The following is a 22,802-nucleotide window of genomic DNA, read 5'->3' as shown; positions in this document are numbered from 1 at the left end:
TTAAATATGCTCGACACTAATCTCGCCGGAATAATAGATCTGCTAAAGGAAGCCAATGACAGGGGAATCCGACTGTCTTTTGATAATGATAAACTGCTGCTGCAGATGCATGAAGAAAAGGAGATAGATGAACTTTTGCTGAGCAGACTGAAAGATAACAAGGAATACCTGATAGAATATTTCCGGAAACATAAACCCGGTGATGCAGACAGGGCATTGCTCACCGGCATACAACCTTATGACCGGGAAAGCGTGCGGCGCGTTCCCCTTTCGTATAGCCAGGAACGTTTGTGGTTTATTGATCAGCTGGAAGGCAGTATACAATACCATGTACCAGCTATCATAAAACTGAAGGGCGCGCTGAATACCGCCGCGTTAACGCAGGCGCTGCGCACCATTGTAAGCCGTCATGAGGTATTGCGTACTGTGCTGACCGAAGATGAAGGCGTGCCTTATCAGCGCGTACAACCGGTTGATGAATGGTCGCTGACCATCACAGAGGAAGAATTGTATAAGGAGAATACAACCGCATTACAGTCTTTTATCCAAACGCTTATTGCCACACCATTTGATTTGCAGCAGGATTATATGCTACGTGCGCAACTGATGGTGCAGGGAAACCAGGAATATACGCTGGTGGTAGTGATACATCACATTGCTTCAGATGGATGGTCTACCGGTATCATCGTAAAAGAGTTGATAGAGTTATATACTGCCGCACTGGAAAGCCGTGTGTCACGGTTGCTCCCACTGGATATTCAGTATGCCGACTATGCCGTGTGGCAGCGCCACTATTTATCCGGGGACGTGCTGGATCGCAAAATAAATTACTGGAAAGAGAAATTATCCGGGGTAGCTACCCTGCAGTTACCCACCGACTTTACAAGACCAGTGGTACAAAGTACCCGCGGCGCTGCCAGGCGGTTTACGTTGAACCGGGAACTGTCTGATGAATTACAGGCATTATCGCGTCAGCAGGGAACTACGTTGTTTATGACATTGCTGGCTGCTTTCAAGGTATTATTGCACCGTTACAGCGGCCAGGAAGATATTTGCGTGGGCACCCTGATAGCCGGCAGAACGCAGCAGGAAACAGAAGGACTGATTGGCTTCTTTCTTAACTCCCTTACCCTGCGCAGTGACCTGAACAGTCATCTTTCTTTTTTGTCGCTGCTGGAGCAGGTAAAGCAAACTACTTTAAGCGCCTATGAACACCAGGATGTTCCGTTTGAAAAGGTGGTGGAGGCAGTGGTGAAGGAGCGCGATCTTAGCCGTAATCCGTTGTACCAGGTAATGTTTGTGATGCAGAATGTGCCCGACGAACCGGCATTGCAACTAGGGGATTTACAGTTGACGCTGGAAGAGGCAGAGCAGATCACCGCGCCATTTGACCTCACTCTTTCCATGGAAGAAAGTGCAGAAGGACTAAGTGGCCAGGTAGTATATTGCGCGGACCTGTTCAGCACAGCAACGATTGACCGGATGATGGTGCATTATGAACTGCTGTTACAGGATATCGTAAAATCACCGGCAGAACAAATAGGTGCACTGGGCATGCTTACGTCCAGGGAAGCCTACGAGTTACTCGTGACCTTTAATGATACTGTCAGCGAATATCCGCACGAAAAAACATTACCGGCCTTGTTTACTTCCCGTGCGGGTCAAACGCCGGAAGCAACAGCGCTGGTATTTGGCGACAGGACACTGACTTACAGAGAACTTGAAGAACGTTCCAATCAGTTGGCACATTATCTCCAGGGTAAAGGTGTTACGGCAGATACCCTGGTACCTGTTTGTATAGAACGGGGACCGGAAATGATCATTGCCATACTGGGCATCTGGAAAGCAGGCGGAGCTTATGTGCCCGTGGATCCGGAATATCCCGCAGCACGCATTGGTTATATGCTGGAAGACAGTAATGCCAGCATCGTTGTGACCAGCAATTACGGTAAAGAGAAATTGCCGGCAACACACGATATACATATTATAGCATTGGATGGTGGCAAGCAACTCCTGGAGCTGCAGCGCATCACAGTGCCGGTGACGGCGCCATTGCCGCATCACTTGGCCTATGTGATCTATACTTCCGGATCTACGGGCAAACCTAAAGGGGTGATGGTAGAACATCGTGGTATGCTCAACCATTTGTATGCAAAAATAAATGACCTGCTCATCAATGATAAAACGAGGCTGGCGTTTAATGCATCCTATACCTTTGATATTTCCGTATGGCAAATGTTTGCGGCGCTGGTTTGCGGTGGGCAAACAATTATTTACCCGGAGGAACTGATATTTCAGCCGGCAGCATTTATTCGCCGCGTAGATACGGACAAGATCACGATACTCGAATTGGTACCTTCTTACCTGGCGTCTCTGATGCAGGAAGAAACGGGTGTGCGGTTCGCGCATCTGCGATACCTGATGGTGACCGGTGAAGCCGTGAGCCAGCCGTTGCTGAAGCAATGGTTTGAACACCCGCAATTTGGTACTATCCCGGTGGTAAATGCTTATGGGCCTACAGAAGCTTCTGATGATATCTGTCATCATATTATGCGGAGTACGCCGGTGAGTTTAAATGTACCGCTGGGCAAGCCCGTACAGAATCTTCATCTCTATATACTCAATAATGTATTGCAGCTTTGCCCGGTAGGTATTGCCGGTGAGATCTGTGTATCCGGTGTAGGGGTATCCCGTGGGTATCTTAACCGGGAGGCATTAACTGCCGAAAAATTTATCAGAGACCCTTTCAGCCCGGATGCAGGGATGCGCATGTACCGCACCGGCGACCTGGGCAGATGGCTGCCAGATGGTACTATTGAATACCTGGGTCGTATAGATGAACAGGTAAAGATCCGGGGCTTCCGGATTGAGCTGGGAGAAATAGAAAGCGTATTGCAGCAATGCCCGTTAGTAAACCAGGCGGTGGTGCAGGCAAAAGCCGATCACGACGGTATTAAAAAGCTGATCGGTTATGTAGTGCCTAACGGACCCTTTTACAGAGATGACATCTTACATTACCTGGAAGATAAGTTACCCGAATTTATGATTCCATCGTTGCTGATGGAAATGGAAAAGCTGCCATTGACGGCTAATGGAAAAATCAACCGGCAGGCATTACCGGACCCGGATGCTTCCCTGTTAATGACGGCTACTTACGTGGCGCCACGTAACGAAACAGAGGAGTTGGTAGTTCGTATCTGGCAGGAGTTACTGGGTATTGAACGGATAGGCATATACGATAACTTTTTTAAAATAGGTGGTCACTCACTGCTGGCTATGCGGCTGGTAGCTGCTATTCGCCGGGAGCTGGACACGGAATTAACTATTAAATCATTATTCCTGTATCCGACCGTAGCTGGTTTGACTGCACATGTGCAGTCGTCCGGTAAAAGCGTGCAGCTACCGCCGGTAGAAGCAGTGGAAAGACCCGTACATATTCCATTATCCTATAGCCAGGAACGTTTGTGGTTTATAGACCAGTTGGAAGAAGGCAGCGTGCAATATCATTTACCTGCCATATTACGCCTGGAAGGAAAGCTCAACAAAACAGCGCTGGCATATGCCTTACAGTCGATCGTGAGCCGCCACGAAGTACTACGCACAGCAATAGCTACAGAGGGAGGCGTACCTTATCAGCTGATACAGGAGGTAGCCGACTGGGAAATGATCATTACAGATGAACCGGTATACCGGGAAGATGTGGGTGCTTTGGAGGCCTTTATCAACCACCTGGTAAACACGCCCTTTGATTTATCGGCCGGTTACATGTTGCGGGCAAACCTGGTTGTGCTGGAAGAAGAGACACATCTGCTGGTGGTAGTGATTCATCATATCGCTTCCGACTTATGGTCTGCCGGTATCATCATAAAAGAGCTGGCAGAGCGTTATGCCGCATATGTGGAAGACCGTTTGCCGCAGTTGGCAGCATTGCCATTGCAATATGCCGACTATGCCATTTGGGAGCGTACCTGGTTAGTGGGAGAGGTGTTGGACAAAAAACTAAATTATTGGAAAAATAAGCTGTCGGGTGTAACCACCTTAAACCTGCCTACGGATCATATACGCCCGGCTATTCAGTCCACACGGGGAGCCGGCCGGAAGTTCCTGCTCGGGAAGGAGTTATCGGAGCAGTTAAAAGCATTTTCGTATGAGCAGGGAACCACGCTCTTTATGACGATGCTGGCAGCTTTCAAAGTATTATTATACCGCTACAGCGGACAGGGAGATATCTGCGTGGGCACGCCCATTGCCGGCAGAACGCAACGGGAAACAGAAGTGTTGATTGGCTTTTTTGTGAATACACTCGCCCTGCGTAGCGACCTTCACGGTGACCCTACTTTTATATCACTGCTCCAGCAGGTGAAGCAAACTACGCTGGGCGCCTACGATCACCAGGAAGTGCCTTTTGAAAAAGTAGTGGAAGTGGTGGTAGCGGAAAGATCGCTGAGCAGAACGCCGTTCTTCCAGGTAATGTTTGATTTGCAGAGTACACCAGAAGAACAGCACCTGCATTTACATGATCTTGAGGTTTTGTTGCAGGAAGCGGAACGTACTACAGCGCAGTTCGACCTGAACTTCTCTATTAACGATAGTAAAGAAGGCATCGGTGGGTATGTGACCTGGTGTGTTGATCTGTTCCGGGAGGATACGATCGACCGGATGATTACCCATTTCGAATCATTGCTGACAGCTGTTGTAACGTTGCCGGCATCGCGTATCAGCGCGTTGAGTATGCTGACACAGGAAGAAACCACGCAGTTAATTTATACGTTTAATGATACTGCGGTGGCTTACCCAACAGATAAAACGTTTGTAGATCTGTTTACACAGCAGGTGGCAGACAGCCCGGAAGCGATTGCCCTGGTATTCGAAGATACACAGTTGACCTACCGGGAACTGGATGTATTATCCAACAAACTGGCGCATCACCTGATCAGTAAGGGCGTGAAAGCAGACACCCTGGTGCCCATTTGTATTGAGCGCTCATTGAACATGATCATTGGCGTACTGGCCATTATGAAAGCGGGTGGCGCCTACGTGCCGGTTGACCCGGAATCTCCTGCCAGCCGTATCAGTTATATGCTGACGGATAGTAATGCACAGTTGATCGTCACCAGCAGGTATGGTAAAGAAAAAATACCTGTTGGAACCAACGCTGATTTCATTTTGCTGGATGCAGATGCCGCCATCATTGAACAGCAGCCAGCCACTTCGCCGGCTACCTGGTTATTGCCGCATCACCTGGCCTATATGATCTATACTTCCGGATCAACCGGCCGGCCAAAGGGAGTGCTGGTGGAACACCTGGGGATGCTCAATCACCTGCTGGCCATGGTAGATGAATTCGGAATGGATAACAACGCGGTGGTAGCGTTCACTGCTTCCTATACGTTTGATATTTCGGTATGGCAAATGCTGAATGCGTTCATTTGCGGGGGGCGTACCATCATTTATTCACAACAACTGATCCTGCATCCTGCGGCGCTCATTGCGGATGCAGACAAACAGCAGGTTACCTTATTGCAACTGGTGCCTTCTTATCTTTCCGCCGTATTGCATGACCATACAGCAGTGACCTTAGGTGCGTTACAGTACTTACTGGTTACCGGGGAAGCGGTGACCAGGCAGTTGTTGCAGGAATGGTTCAGCCATCCGCGCTTTGGTAATATCCCAGTGGTAAATGCTTATGGCCCGGCAGAAGCCTCGGATGACGTGAGCTTTTATTACATGTATGAAGCACCTGCGGCGGCTAACATTCCGGTAGGCGCACCTATTCAGAATTTACAGATTTACATACTGGATCCACAGGAACAGTTATGCCCGCTGGGAATACCCGGCGAGATTTGCGTAGCTGGTGTCGGCGTGGCGCGTGGTTATCTCAACCTGAAGGAATTAACCACCCAAAAATTTGTGGCGGATCCTTTCCGTCCCGGACAAAGAATGTACAAAACCGGCGACCTCGGTAAATGGCTGCCGGATGGAAATATAGAATTCCTGGGACGTATGGACGACCAGGTGAAAATACGTGGTCACCGCATTGAATTGGGAGAAGTAGAAAGTGTCATCGCAGAATCCGGATGGGTACAACAGGTAGTGGTAGTAGCCAAACCTGACCATAAAGGACATCAACGGTTAGTGGGGTACCTGGTGCCGGGTGAATTATACGATAAAACGGCCATGCTGGCTTTTGTGAAAGAAAGATTACCGGAGTATATGGTGCCTGTGCTGATGGAGTTGGAAACACTGCCATTAACACCCAACGGTAAAATAGACAAACACGCATTACCGGAACCTGCTGTTGATGGACAATTACAACGTAGCTATGCCGCACCACGCAACAGGCTGGAACAGGTACTCGCCAACAACTGGCAGGAATTGCTGGGTGTACAACAGGTAGGGATATACGATAATTTCTTTGAGTTGGGAGGGCATTCCCTGATGGCCATGCGCCTGATGTCTGTGCTTCGCCGGGAAGTCCGGGTAGAGCTGCCTGTGAAATGTTTATTCCTGTATCCTACGGTAGCAGAGCTGGCGGACTGGTTACAGGTACAGGTACCCGATAAAAGTACACAACTTCCCGTGGTGAAAGCATACAGCAGACCACCGCAAATTCCATTGTCGTATAGCCAGGAACGTTTGTGGTTTATTGACAGGCTGGAGGGAAGTATACATTACCATATTACAGAAGTATTACGACTAAAAGGCAACCTCAACAAAGAAGCACTGGCCTACGCCCTGCAAATGACCGTGCAGCGTCATGAGGTGTTACGTACCGTGATCCGGGAAGAAGGAGGTGTTCCGTATCAGCGTATCATGGAGCGCGAATGGCATTTGTTTGTTGTAGATGAACCGGCGTATAAAAAAGATCCGGCTGTTTTACAAGCCTACATAAAATCATTGACAGAAACACCTTTTGACTTGTCGGCAGATCATATGATGCGTGCACATTTAATTGCGCAGGCGGAAAATGAATATGTGTTGGTATTGGTGATACATCATATTGCAGCGGATGCCTGGTCCGCTGCTATCATTGTTAGCGAAGTAATGGAATGGTATGCGGCTTATACAGAAGGCCGTACTGCACAATTGCCGCCTATGGAGTTACAGTTTGCCGATTATGCCATCTGGCAACGGAATTACCTGTCGGGCGCCGTGCTGGATAAAAAGCTGGACTACTGGAAAAATAAACTCGCGGGCGTTACGCCGTTGGCATTGCCCACAGATTATATCCGTCCTGCTACACAAACTACTCACGGGGGTAGCATTTTATTCCATATAGATCCGGTATTGCAGGCGCAACTGCTGGCATTGGCGCAACAGGAAGGCGTCACTATTTATATGTTGCTGCTGGCCGCGTTCAAAGTATTATTGTATCGCTACAGCAACCAAACAGATATTAGTGTTGGCTGTTCAACGGCCGCACGTCCACAGGAGGAAATAGAAAACCTGATTGGATTTTTTATTAATACACTGACATTACGCAGTGATCTGGATAACCGTCCTGCTTTCACAACGTTGTTGCAGCAAGTGAAAGCCACCACATTGGATGCGTATGAGTACCAGGATGTGCCTTTTGAAAAGGTAGTGGAAGCAGTGGTGAAAGACAGGGATCCCAGCAGGAGTCCACTATTCCAGGCAATGTTTGTGATGCAAAATGTGCCGGGAGATGATGACCTGCGGTTGGGAGATGTAGTATGGACAGGGGAAGAAGTAGAGATCACCACTGCCAAGTTTGACCTTACATTTTTTGTTGCCGATGAAGCCACCGGTTTGCATGTAAATGCGGTGTACAGAAGTGACCTGTTTACAGAAGCTACCATTATACGCATGGGTGCTCATTATGTACAGTTATTGGAGGCGATTGCTGCTAATCCTGCACAGGAAATAGATGCATTGCCGATGTTATCTCCTTCGGAAGAAGGTCAATTGCAGGCGGCGCTAAGATCCCCGTCTGTTAGCTATCCGCAGGATAAAACGTTCCTGGATGGGTTTGCCGAACAGGCAGCGTTGACACCGCAGGCTACCGCCGTTGTATTTGAAAATGCCAAATTAACTTACCAGGAACTGGACGAACGCGCTACACAACTGGCGCATTACTTACAGGCGAAGGGCATCGGGAAAGGTTCGCTGGTGCCGCTGTATATAGAAAGATCTGCCGCCATGATAGCAGGTATCATAGGTATTGGAAAGGCAGGTGCTGCTTACGTACCCATTGATCCTGATTTTCCATTGGATCGGGTAGCCTTTATCCTGGAAGACACTGCCGCGAAGGTAGTGGTGGGTAGTCGCGCTACCAGGGCGCAACTGGGGGAAGGAATCGCAGCGGAAGTGATCGCACTGGATGAAGATGAGCACCTGATCAGCCGGGCCAATACCCAACAGACATTGCCTTTACCTGCTCCGCAGGATTTGCTCTATGTGATCTATACTTCCGGTAGTACCGGTAATCCTAAAGGGGTAATGGTGACGCATCGTAACCTGGTAGATTACCTCTATGGGCTCAAGGCTGCTTTACCGGTAGCGGAATGCCGTTCCTTCGGATTGCTCTCCAGCATTGCTACAGATTTAGGTAATACGGTATTGTTTACGCCACTGATACTGGGCGGTACGTTACACGTATTTTCTAAGGAGAGGATCAGCGATGGAGAACTATTGTATGATTATTTTTCTGTTCACCCGATAGATTGTATCAAGATAGTGGCTTCGCACTGGAAAGCCCTGTCGGCTTCCGGCAGATTATTGTTACCGGAAAAACTGCTCATTTTCGGTGGGGAAGCACTGGAAACGGCAGTGGTGAAAAGTATCCGTGCTTATGGCGCCCGTTGCACTATTGTGAATCACTACGGACCAACGGAAACGACTATAGGAAAACTGCTGCATGTGGTAAATGATGATACGGAGTATGGTCATCATATTCCTATCGGTAAACCATTTTCCAACACCAGGGTATATGTGTTGAATCCTGCCGGAAAGTTATGCCCGGTGGGTGTTCCCGGTGAATTATATATTGGTGGTGATGGGGTGGCAGCAGGTTATTTGAATAACGACGACTTAACAGCGCATCGCTTTGTAACTGCACCTTTTGCGGGATCCGGTACCTCAAAACTGTATCGTACCGGCGACCTGGTAAAGATGCTGCCGGATGGCAACATCCTGTTTGCCGGCCGAATAGATGACCAGGTGAAGATCCGTGGTTATCGCGTGGAGCTGGGAGAAATAGAAAAGGTATTAGTACGGAGTGGGTTGGTAACCCAGGCCGTGGTGGTAGCACGGGGAGAAGATGGTGGCAGCAAACGCCTGATCGGTTATGTGATCGCGAATGATACATTAGATCAGCATGCCATTGCTACCTGGCTGGCGGATCATTTACCGGACTACATGATTCCTTCGGCGTTAATAGTATTGGATAGTTTTCCGCTGTTGGCGAACGGTAAAGTAGATAAGAAATCTTTACCGGATCCAGATTTCTCCGCAGCAGCAGATGGCTATGTAGCGCCGGAAACACCCTTGCAGCAGGTGCTGACAGATATCTGGTCTGCGTTGCTGGAGGTAGAGAAAGTGGGGCTTCATGATGACTTTTTTGCGCTGGGTGGTCATTCCTTGTTGGCTATACGCGTGGTATCTGCCATCCGGAAGGCGTTGGGAGTAGAAGTAGCTATCGGCGATGTATTTGACTATCCGACTATTGCATTGTTGTCTGCCAGGTTATCAGGGAATACGGATGTTTTGATTACGCCGCCACTGGTACCGGAATCAAGACCCGCACACATCCCGCTTTCGTATAGCCAGGAGCGTTTATGGTTCATACACCAGCTGGAAGGCAGTGTGCAATACCATGTTCCCATTGTGCTGAGATTGAAAGGCGCTTTGCAGCCGGATGCGCTGGCCTATGCCCTGCGTAGTACCGTGAATCGTCATGAAGTGTTGCGCACTGTTATTGCCCAGGAAGGAGGAATCGCCTACCAACGGATTATAGACCAGGACCAGTGGGAACTGACTATCGTAGATGGAAAACAGTATGGAGATAATCCGGAGGAGCTGAAAGCATTTATTACGACACTGACGGAACAGCCTTTTGATCTGGCTGCAGACCATATGATGCGCGCGCACCTGGTAACACTTCCGGGAGATGAATATATACTGGTATTAACCCTGCATCACCTGGTGTCGGATGAGTGGTCGCACGGACTCCTGGTACAGGAGTTTGCAGAACAATACGGCGCCTATGTGCATGGATTTGTTCCACAACTTTCCGCATTGCCGGTACAATATGCCGATTATGCCATCTGGCAGCGGAAATATCTTTCAGGTGAATTACTGGAAAAGAAACTGGACTATTGGAAAGATAAGCTGGGCGGCGTAACCGCGCTACATCTTCCTGCTGATTTTACCAGGCCCGCTATTCAGAGTAACCGCGGTGCTTTCCGGTCTTTCCATATCAATAAACAAATAGCAGATCATCTGCTGCAGTTAAGCCAGGAACAGGGAAGTACCTTGTTTATGACGTTGCTTACTGCTTTTAAAGTGTTGCTGTACCGCTATACCGGGCAAACGGATATTTGCGTGGGTACACCAGTATCCGGCAGAACACAGCAGGAAGTAGAAGGCCTGATCGGCTTTTTTGTAAATACGCTGGCTTTGCGGAGTGACCTGAGCGACAACCCTTCTTTTACTGCACTGTTGCAGGAAGTGAGGACCACGATCTTACGTGCCTACGATCACCAGGACGTGCCTTTTGAAAAAATAGTAGAAAGCGTGGTGAGACACCGGGATCTCAGCAGCAATCCTATCTTCCAGGTAATGTTTGTATGGGAAACAAAAGAAACAGCCAGCCCGTATCTCACAAAAGTGCAGTTGCTGCCCGAAGCGGTGACGCATACCTCTTCTAAATTTGATCTCACCTTTTTTGCATCAGAAAGCCACGATGGTTTACAGATAAATATTGAATACTGCACGGACCTGTTTAAAGAAGAAACCATCCGTCAGTTATTTGCGCACTTTGAAGAATTGTTGCGCAGCATTACCATATCGCCTGCTACGCGTATAGATAGCTTGCCGTTGATGGGCGAACATGAGCGCGACTATCTGTTGTCGTCACTCAATGCTACCGATGTAAAATACCCTCCTGTGAAATCGCTGATGGAACTGTTTGCAACACAGGTAAGGCTGCATCCGGATGCGATAGCAGTGGTATTGGGTGGCGGGCAGTTGACTTACCGGGAACTGGATGAACAATCCGGCAGGTTAGCTACTTATCTGCGCAGCAATGGAGTAGTGACAGGCTCGCTGGTACCCGTGTGCATAGAACGGTCGTTAAACATGATTGTAGGGATCTGGGGAATACTGAAAGCGGGAGGTACTTACGTGCCAATAGATCCGGAATATCCACCTGCCCGTATTCAATACATGATAGCAGATACCTGTGGCCGGGTGATTTTGACCAGTAGCAGTTGCGTGGAAAAAGTAAACTTACAACCGGGTGTAACGATTATAGAGATAGACACACAGTGGGACCAGGTGATGGCGCAGCCAGTGCGCGAAGCCAGCAACATCACACCCGCCTTTCTTGCCTATGTGATTTATACCTCAGGCACTACGGGCAATCCCAAAGGGGTGGAAATGCCTGCCAGTGCCATGGTGAACCTGTTGCTTTGGCAGCAGGAGCAAATGAATACTACGCTCAGCAAGCGGGTGTTGCAATTTGCCAGTTTGAATTTTGATGTCAGCTTCCAGGAAATATTTTCTTCCCTGTGTTTGGGACATACACTTTTCCTGATAGAAGAAGAAACCCGCCGGGATGCAGGTGAACTGCTGCGACAAATCAGGAACCATCGTATCAACTACCTGTTCCTGCCTTATGTGGTATTGAAAAGCATAGCAGACTATGCAAAGGCCATGTCACTCTATCCGGCTTCCCTGGATATTATATTCACTGCGGGCGAGCAATTACGCTTGAGTGATGATATCAAAGCGCTGCTGGACAACTCAGGGGCCAGGTTGTATAACCACTACGGCCCTACGGAGGCGCATGTGGTAAGCTCATATGAAGTAACCCCCACCGACTTCGAAGAAAGATTGCTGCCGCCTATTGGCAAGCCTATCAGCAATACCACGCTGTATATACTGGATGCCCGCGGGGAATTGTGTGGCAGGGGTATCAGTGGTGAATTATACATCGGCGGCGTACAGGTAGCCAACGGGTACCTGAATCAACCGACACTCACCGCCGCTAAATTTATGGCAGATCCTTTCAGCCCTCTTCCACAGGCAAGAATGTACCGCACGGGCGACCTGGCCAGGTGGCTGCCGGATGGTAACATAGAATACCTGGGCCGTATAGATGACCAGGTGAAGATCCGCGGTTACCGCATAGAACTGGGTGAGGTAGAAAGTATCCTGCAACAGTGCGCACTGGTAAATCAGTCGGTAGTACTGGCAAAGACAGACAACAACGGCTTTAAACGATTGATCGCCTACATAGTGCCGGAAGGGGATTTTGATAAGGAAGGTATTCTTTTCTATCTCAGAAGTAAACTGCCGGAATATATGGTGCCGTCACTGCTGATGAACCTCGATAAATTACCGCTGACAGCCAACGGTAAAGTGAATAAGAAAGTGTTGCCTGATCCGGCGGCAGAGGAGCTGTTGACCAACGAATATGTAGCCCCGCGCAATAAACAGGAAGAAGTACTCGTCGATATCTGGCAACGGTTGTTAAATGTACCCCGTGTAGGGATTAAAGACAATTTCTTTGATTTGGGCGGACACTCCCTGCTGACTATGCGGCTGATCTCTGAAATACGCGAGGCATTGCACATAGAAGTACCGGTGGCCCTTTTCTTCCAGTTGCCTACTATTGAGTCATTAAACAGGCATCTGAACATTTCTCAGAACGATGCTATTGCCCCTGACAAAGACTTAAAAACGATCCGGTTATAATCGGGTAACCCCATTATCATAATAAAATCATGAAACATGTCTGATCATACTTTGATTAACGTAATAGCGCTGCTGGAACGCGCCAATGAGGATGGAATTAAAATATCCCTGGAGGAAAATGAGTTGATTGTGCAGGTAGAAAAAGAACGTGAAATTGATGGATTGTTTTTGGATGAGCTGAGAAATCATAAAACACATTTAATAGCTTACCTGAAATCTTCCAGGCAGGGAGCCGGCGACAATACGCCCGGCAACAGGATAGACCCGGACCGCAGAAAAGCATTGTCAGCCATCCCGCTTTCGTTTAGCCAGGAACGTTTGTGGTTTATTGACCAGTTGGAAGGGAGTGTTCCGTATCATATACCAACCGTATTACGCCTGAAAGGAAAACTGGACCGCGATGCCCTGCAACATGCATTGCTGGCCATTGTGAACCGGCATGAGGTATTACGTACCGTGATCCGGCAACGCGCCGGAGTAGCTTATCAGCATATCCTGTCGCCCGATTTATGGCAACTGAACATTGTGGATGAACCGGGATACATCTCCGATGAGGCCGCCTTAAAGGACTATATAAAATTATTGATTGATACCCCGTTTGACCTGGCCGCAGATCATATGCTGCGTGCGCATCTGATCATCCTGGGAGCAGAAGAACATATACTGGAAGTTACCCTGCATCATATAGCATCCGATGGCTGGTCAGCCGGTATTATTGTACAGGAACTGCTGGAACTGTACAGTGCACACCTGGAAAACCGTGCACCACAATTGTCACCCCTGGCGTTGCAATATGCAGATTTCGCGATCTGGCAACAGGAGCATCTTTCCGGAGCCGTGTTGGAAGACCAGCTGGGCTACTGGAAACAGAAGCTCACGGGCGTGGCCGCATTACAGTTGCCGCTTGATTTTCCCCGCCCGCCTGTGCAAAGCGCCAGGGGAGCTGCCACCAGTTATCAGCTGGATAATGCCTTACTGCAACAGTTGCGCGCATTATCGCGGCAGCAGGGTACTACTTTGTTTATGACGCTTCTGGCGGCTTTTAAAGTATTACTGTACCGCTATAGTGGCCAGGAAGATATTTGTGTGGGTAGCCCCATTGCCGGCAGAACGCGTAAAGAAATTGAGGGGTTGATTGGCTTTTTTGTAAATACACTCGTACTGCGTGATGACCTGGGTAATAACCCTGCTTTCACCGATTTACTGCAACAGGTAAAGCAAACTACGCTCAGCGCTTATGACCACCAGGATGTACCCTTTGAGAAAATAGTGGATGCCGTCATTGAAAACAGGGACCAGAGCCGACCGCCATTGTTCCAGGTAGCATTCGTATTACAGAACATGCCGGAAATACCCGATTTACGGCTGGGCGAGGTACAGTTCTCTCCTGTACAAACAGCGCAGGATATGGCCCGTTATGATATGACGGTTACTACGGAAGAAAGCCATGATGGCTTATCCATCAACGTGGAATATTGCATCGACCTGTTCACAAAATCAACCATCGATCGTATGATGGGACATTTTGAACAACTGCTCCGTTCTATTGCCACTGCACCGGCCACCAGGATTGGTTCTTTGCTCCTGTTAAGTGAAGCAGAAGAGCAACAATTGCTGTACACATTCAACAATACGGCAACAGACTATCCCGCCACCGAAACTATTGCCGGAATTTTCGCGACCTATGCAGCCAATACCCCGGATACTACTGCTGTAGTGTATGGTAATACTTCCATGACCTACCGGGAGCTGGACGAAAGATCCAATCAACTGGCGCATTACCTGCATGGTAAAGGCGTAAAGGCAGAAACGCTGGTGCCGGTTTGTATTGACCGTTCCCTGGAAATGATTGTTAGTATATTAGGTATCCTGAAAGCTGGTGGCGCTTATGTTCCTATTGATCCCGAATACCCCCTGGACAGGATCAATTATATGCTGGCAGATACCGGCGCCGGCATTATTCTGACAAATGAAAATATCATTGCGAAACTGAGAAGCACCACCCATGCGGTCAGTATCGTAACACTCGATAATGATGATATCATAGGGGCTTATCCCAAAACGCCCCTGGCAACAGATATCAGCGCTACGCAGCTGGCGTATGTGATCTATACTTCCGGTTCAACCGGCCACCCGAAAGGCGTGTTGGCCACACAACAATCGCTCATCAACCTGATTCACTGCCAGAGCAAAGTATATAACATTACCAAAGAAGAACGGGTACTGTTATTGTCTAATTATATTTTTGATGCGTCAGTAGAACAGATATTTTTTGCTTTGCTGAATGGAGTAGCACTGGTATTGGTAGATACCGCTATACAATTAGATACCGTGTTGTTTGAACAGTTCCTGACCGATCAACAGATTACTCACATAGAGGCTACGCCCAGTTTCCTGGTTAATCTCAAACCCGGTAAGTACGGTGGCCTTAAAAGAATCGTTTCAGGAGGAGAGCTTTGCCGGAGAGTATTTGCAGAGAAATGGGCCGGGCTGGTAGATTTTTATAACATCTACGGACCTACGGAGACGACCATTTCTGCCATCGCCTATCATTATACAACAGATAATGCCGGTTACGCAGAAGCACTGCCAATAGGCCGTCCGCTGGCCAATGTACAGGTATACCTGCTCGATCGTCATGGCAACCCGGTTCCTATCGGGGTTACCGGCGAACTGTATATCGGCGGCGCAGGCCTTACCCGTGGGTATTTAAAACGACCCGAGTTAACAGCGGCAAAATTTGTCAATAACCCTTTCAGTAATAACCTGGGCGCCAGCATGTATAAAACCGGGGACCTCGCAAAGTGGCTCCCGGACGGCAATATCGAATACCTGGGAAGAATTGATGACCAGGTAAAGATCCGCGGTTTCCGTATTGAATTAGGGGAGATAGAAAATATCCTGCAACAATCTGATCTCGTCAGTCAGATAGCGGTGCTGGCCAAAGGTGAGGAAGGAAGTAAACGACTGGTAGCTTATGTGGTACCTACGGATGAATTTAACCCGGATGGCATATTGGCCTATGGCAAAAAATTGTTGCCGGAATATATGCTGCCCGCTTTGATAGTGGAGTTGCAAAGTATGCCGCTCACCCCCGGTGGCAAAATAGACCGTAAAGCTTTACCCGACCCGGATGTAATGGGGGCACAGAAAGGTACCTGGCTGGCGCCGCGTACTCCTGCAGAACAAAAAGTAGCTGAGATATTTGAATCCGTGCTGGAAGTAAGTGGCGTGGGCGTATACGATGACTTCTTTAAACTGGGAGGAGATTCAATCCTGGTGATTACCCTGGTTACACACCTGCGGGAAGCTTTTGAACAAGATATTAAACTGTTTGAAGTATATGGTACGCCAACGGTAGAGCAGATTGCTCGGATGGTAGACCAGCCGCAGGAAGTACCCGTCGACATAAATGACGAGTATGCAGTAGTGGAAGCCGAAATAACGGCGCTGAAAAATGAAGTGCTGAAAACACGTGCAGACGCTGCATTGATAGAAGATATCTACCCGATGAGTGATATCCAGAGCGGGATGGTATATGCTTCCCTGGTAAACCCTGAATTGGGGATCTACCACGATCAGATGGGACATCTGCTCACAAAAGGATTGGATCCGGTGGTGCTGGAGAAAGCACTGTCTATGATGGCGCAAAAACATGCCATCCTGAGAACTGCATTTGACCTGCATTCCCATACAGAAGGATTACAGATTGTATATAAGGAAATACCTGTTAAAGTAGCCTATCTCGATTATGGTCAGCTAACAGATGACGAAGCGAAAATACAAATCGACAACTACCTGAAGGAAGAGCGTAAACGTCCCCTGCAAATGGAGCAGGTGCCTACATGGCGTGCTACGGTGTTTAACCTTCAAAATAATTCAGCATTTTTATTCCAGTGTCATCATGCGATCATAGATGGCTGGAGTGACGCTTCCTTCAACACTGAACTGAATAACTTGTATCTCCGGCTGAAGGCAGGGGAAGATGTGCCACCATTGCAGCCGCTGAAATGTACTTACAGGGATTATGTGCTGTCACATATGGTGGAAAAGAGAAACGTGGCCAACAGGGAGTTCTGGAAAAATGACCTGGATGAGTATAAACGACTGAACATCTTCACACCGGAAGCAGAAGATAAACGGTTGGTCACTAAGTACGAACCTGCTTACCTGGAATTACTCCAGCAGCGTACCAAAGAGGACGGCATTTCATTGAAGGGGCTACTGTTTGGTGCCATGGTATTTGCCCTTAATATGCTTACGCATGAAGATGAAGTAACCGTAGGCCTGGTAGCGAATAGCAGACCCGTGAAAGAAGATGGTGATAAAGTGATTGGCTGCTTCCTCAATTCAGTGCCTTTCCGGTTCAAGCAGGATAAAACAGCTTTTACCTGGAAAAAATACTTCGCACAAATAGAAAGCAAGCTGGTAGAAATGAAACAGCGGGACCGGGTAAGTCTTCCTGAAATTATAAAAATTACCGGTGAGCAGTTCTCCGAAGGAAATCCCTTCTTCGATGTACTGTTTAACTTCACCAATTTCCATGTCTATAAAAACATGGAAGAAGGATTGGCAGAAGAAACACAAAGTGAATTGAACAATGTGCTGAGCTATGGCGTGGTAAACACTTACCTCACCTGTAATCTCAGCATCACCGGCGACCAGTTGGTGGTGAACAATTCCCTGAAACGGAAGTTCAGATCCGGTGATTCGCTGTCAACCCTGCAAGGTTATTTTGATGCGGTACTCAATGGCTACCTGGAACGTTACGAGGTACCGGTTAATAGAAATGAGATTTTTTCTCTGCAGGAATTAAACCAGTTACTAAATACAGATGATACGGATTATCCAAAGGATAAAACGATCGTCGACCTGTTTACAGAGCAGGTATCCCGTACGCCGGAGGCGATAGCGGTGGTGTATGAAGGTGCGTCTTTAACCTACCGGGAACTGAATGATCGTTCCACACAGCTTGCCCGCTATCTCCGTCACCTTGGGGTGACCACAGAAATGTTGGTGCCGGTTTGCATAGACAAGAGTCTTGAAATGATCATCGGCATACTTGGAATATTAAAAGCCGGTGGGGTATATGTGCCTGTAGATCCTACCTATCCGGAAGAACGGATCCGCTACATACTGGAAGATACCAGCGCAACGATCGTAGTCAGCAGCAGCGCATGTATTGAAATATGTCATCAGGCTTCGCCTTCCCTGAGGGTAATAGCGGTAGACAAAGAATGGGAAAATATCAGCAAAGAATCTACGGCACCCATTGATAATATCATTGTGCCACAGCAGTTGGCCTATGTAATTTATACTTCGGGATCTACTGGTAAGCCTAAAGGCGTATTGATAGAGCACGTCAACGTAGTACGATTATTTAAAACTGCCCGCCCGCTGTTTGATTTTAATGAAAAGGATGTATGGGCGATGTTCCATTCCTTCTCTTTTGACTTCTCTGTGTGGGAAATGTATGGTGCACTGTTTTTCGGCGGTCGCCTGGTGGTAGTACCAAAGCAGGTAACCAAAGATACAGCCTTGTTTGGGGAACTATTAATCCGGGAAGGCGTAACCATCCTCAATCAAACGCCTTCTTCATTTTATGTGTTACAGGATTTTCTGACAGCACCCGGAAGCAGAGGGGTTGTCCGCTATGTAATTTTTGGGGGAGAAGCATTGAATCCCGCCAGGATAAAGCCATGGAGACAGGCGTATCCCGATTGCCGTTTGATCAATATGTATGGCATCACGGAAACTACGGTGCATGTAACCTATCAGGAGTTAACAGACGCGCAGTTGGAAAGCAGTGTGAGCGTAATTGGTAAGCCAATACCTACGCTGCATGCTTATATCCTGAATAAATACCAGTCGCTCGCACCTGTGGGCGTGCCTGGTGAATTATATGTAGGCGGTATGGGCGTAGCAAGAGGTTATCTCAACCGGGCTGCATTATCCGCGGAAAAATTTATTCCGGATCCTTTTGTGCCTGGCGGCAGATTATATCGCACCGGGGATCTTGGACGATGGCTGCCGGATGGCACCATGGAATACCTGGGTCGTATCGATGAACAGGTGAAGATCCGTGGTTATCGTATTGAATTAGGTGAAGTAGAAAGTGTATTGCAACAATCTGACGCGGTGAGTAAAGCGGTAGTGCTAAACCGGCCGGATCATGGCGGTAATAGCCGGTTGGTAGGATATGTGGTGCCACACGCTACTTTTGACAAAGCAGCTATACTCACCTATCTGAAAGAGCGTTTGCCCGAATATATGGTGCCCTCATTACTGGTAGAGCTGGATCATTTACCCCTGACTATTAATGGTAAAGTAGATAAGAAAGCATTACCGGATCCGGATGCTACCACCTTGCTGGCCAATGAATATGTGGCTCCCCGGAACGAGGCAGAAGAACAACTGGCAGCCATCTGGAAGGAATTACTTGGGGTAGAACGGGTAGGGATATACGATAATTTCTTTGAGCTGGGAGGACATTCTTTATTAGCAACCCGGTTGATATCCATTTTAAGGAACCGGTTAAATATAGCATTATCTATCAGGTCTTTGTTCCTGTATCCTACCGTAGCAGCCCAGGCAACTTACCTGCATCAACAGGATAAAGGCCGGCAGCTACCTGTAGTGGTGGCAGAAGAAAGGCCAACTTATATCCCGCTTTCGTATAGCCAGGAGCGTTTATGGTTTATAGACCGCCTGGAAGGTACGCTGGCCTATCATATACCAGCGGTGTTAAGGCTGAAAGGGGAGCTGGATATTGCCGCACTGGAATATGCGCTGCAAACAATTATCAACCGGCATGAAGTGCTGAGAACAGTGATCAGGGAAGAGAAAGGGCAGCCTTATCAGTTGATCCTGCCGGAAAATATCTGGCAACTGGATGTGAGACAGGTAGCCCCGTATAAAAAAGATGTCCGCGCGCAGCAGTTTTTAATTGCCTCTTTATTCCAGGTGCCGTTTGATCTGTCTGTGGATCATATGCTGAGAGCACATCTGCTTGTGCTGGAAAAAGGAGAATACATATTGCAGTTTACCCTGCATCACATTGCGTCGGATGGCTGGTCTACCGGTATTATTGTGCGGGAACTCATTGCATTGTATAACACATATGTGGCGGGGGCTTCCGCTGAATTGCCACCGTTACAGATCCAGTATGCGGATTATGCGATCTGGCAACGGAGGTATTTATCCGGCGATACATTGGCCAGCCAGTTGTTGTACTGGGAAAACAAACTGGCGGGTGTTGCTCCGTTACAGCTGCCTACTGATTACAAGCGCCCGGCCATACAGCCGGTGCGTGGTGACAGCCAGGAGTTTAGCTTCTCAAAAAAATTATCAGACCAACTGAAAGCATTGTCGCAGCAACAGGGAACTACCTTGTTTATGACCTTACTGGCAGCCTTCAAGGTATTGCTGTATCGCTACAGCGGCCAGGAAGATATCTGCATTGGCAGCCCGGTAGCCGGCAGAACACAACAGGAACTGGAAGGACTGGTGGGTTTCTTTATCAATACACTGGCATTGCGCAGTGATCTGCAGGGTAATCCATCTTTTATTACCTTATTACAACAGGTAAAGGAAACCACGCTGGCGGCCTATGAACACCAGGAAGTGCCCTTTGAAAGAATCGTGGAAAGGGTAATGAAAGTGCGCGACCTGAGCAGAACACCGCTGTTCCAGGTCATGTTTGTGATGCAGAATTTACCCGGTTCACCGGAGCTTCGCTTAGGGGATGCAAAGCTTTCAGAAGAAGCGGTTGAGCATTCTACGGCGCAGTTGGATTTGTCTGTTTCCATACAGGAAGATGCAGACGGCCTGAGTGGTGGAATTGTGTATTGCACCGACCTGTTCGATACAGCCACCATTCACCGGATGTTGTTACATTTTGAACAGTTGCTGGAATCAATAGTAGCCGCACCCGCCACTGCCATCAGCGAATTATCTATACTCACACCGGCAGAAACAGCAGAATTGCTGATCGCGTTTAATGATACCCACAGGGCATATCCGAAAGATAAAACCCTCATAGACTTTTTTGCTGCACAGGTGAAACGCACACCGGACGCAGTTGCCCTGGTATTTGAAAACCAGCAGTTAACCTATCGGGAACTCGACGACCGTTCTAACCAGTTAGCACATTACCTGATTGGTAAAGGAGTGGGGGCGGAAACATTGGTACCAGTTTGCCTGGAGCGATCTTTTGAAATGCTGGTAGGTATATGGGGCATCCTGAAAGCAGGCGGTGCTTACGTGCCGGTAGATCCGGAATATCCTGCGGACAGAATACGGTTTATGTTGTCTGACGTAAACGCAGACTTACTGCTCACCACCGCCACGCATATTCCTCTGCTGGCAGGCATAGCGGGCAATAAATCCATCATTTCCCTGGATACGCAGTGGGCAGATATCTCCAGGGAACCGATATCTCCTGTTAAAACAGTGGTATTGCCGCAACAGTTGGCCTATGTGATTTATACCTCCGGATCTACGGGTACCCCTAAAGGAGCCATGAATGAGCATCGTGGAGTGGTGAACCGGCTGTTATGGGCACAGGAATATTTTGCACTGGATGGTCATGATGTGGTGTTACAGAAAACTACTTTCTGTTTTGATGTATCGGTATGGGAATTATTATGGCCATCGCTGGTAGGCTCGAAGTTGGTACTGGCGTCGCCCGGAGGACAAAAAGAAGTAGGGTATCTGAAAAATATCATTGCGCAGCAAGGCATTACTACCCTGCATTTTGTGCCTTCCATGCTGGATATATTCCTGGAAAATGTAACCGCGGGCGAATGCACTGGTTTGCATACCGTTATCTGTAGCGGGGAAGCGTTGAGACCTCAGCAGGTACTCGCTTTCAGGGAGAAGTTGCCGGGATCAGAATTATATAATTTATACGGCCCTACAGAAGCAGCCATTGACGTTACCTACTGGCATGCAGCCCGTAATAATGATGACATAAAGATTGTTCCGATAGGAAAACCAGTAGCCAATACACAACTTTATGTGTTAGACAAATCAGGGAATACAGTACCGATGGGTGGCGCAGGAGAATTACATATTGGCGGTGTACAGGTCGCCCGTGGTTATCTGAACCGTCCGGAATTAACCAGTGAGAAATTTGTTCCCGATACTTTCCATCGGGAAGCAGGCAACAGGTTGTATAAAACCGGTGACCTGGTAAGATGGTTGCCGGACGGCAATCTGGAGTACCTGGGCCGCATAGACGACCAGGTAAAGATTCGTGGCTATCGTATAGAGCTGGGAGAAGTAGAGAATGTATTACAGGCATATGAAGGCGTGAGCCAGGCAGTAGTAGTAGCGCAGAAGAACGTGGATACGGATCAGTATCGCCTCATTGGGTATGTAGTGCCGCGTGGGGAATTTGACAGATCCGCCATCCTGGAATACCTCGCCGGAAAATTACCGGAGTACATGGTACCCTCCTGGCTGGTAGCGCTGGATATTTTACCGCTGACCACAAATGGAAAAGTGGACAAACAGTCTTTACCCGCCGCAGATGCCGTGTCGCTGACGTGGAACGAATATGTTGCTCCGCGCGATGAAAGGGAACAGCAGCTGGCCAATATATGGCAGGTGTTGCTCGGCGTAGAACGGGTAGGTATACACGATAATTTCTTCACATTCGGTGGCCATTCTCTGCTGGCCATGCGCCTGATTGCTGAAATAAATGCAGTATTCCAGGTGGAGCTGTCTGTTAGAACCATCTTCCAGTTGGCCACCGTGGAATCGCTGGCGAAATACCTGAAAGTACAACAGCCGGAGGAACAGCTGGCAGATGAAGATGTAGATATTATAGAGCTGTAATGAATCGCATCGTGTAGTTGGAG

At 48.3% G+C, this 22,802-nt stretch carries 2 protein-coding genes; both read left to right on the top strand.

The features are described from left to right. Positions 1–6 precede the first annotated feature (6 nt). Positions 7–12,939 (top strand): amino acid adenylation domain-containing protein, encoded by a 12,933-nt coding sequence (locus tag AC5ZC7_RS15420; protein WP_496158031.1) that lies wholly within the window; start codon positions 7–9, stop codon positions 12,937–12,939. A 36-nt stretch (positions 12,940–12,975) separates the two neighbouring features. After that, the gene (locus tag AC5ZC7_RS15415) at positions 12,976–22,779 is read left to right on the top strand and encodes an amino acid adenylation domain-containing protein (protein ID WP_496158032.1); all 9,804 of its coding nucleotides are present in this window, start codon (positions 12,976–12,978) and stop codon (positions 22,777–22,779) included. Positions 22,780–22,802 lie beyond the last annotated feature (23 nt).

This window comes from Chitinophaga sp. 9-1-y (assembly GCF_059511905.2).
The sequence above is the reverse complement of the archived record's forward strand: the minus strand, read 5'-3'. Positions and strand labels throughout refer to the sequence as shown.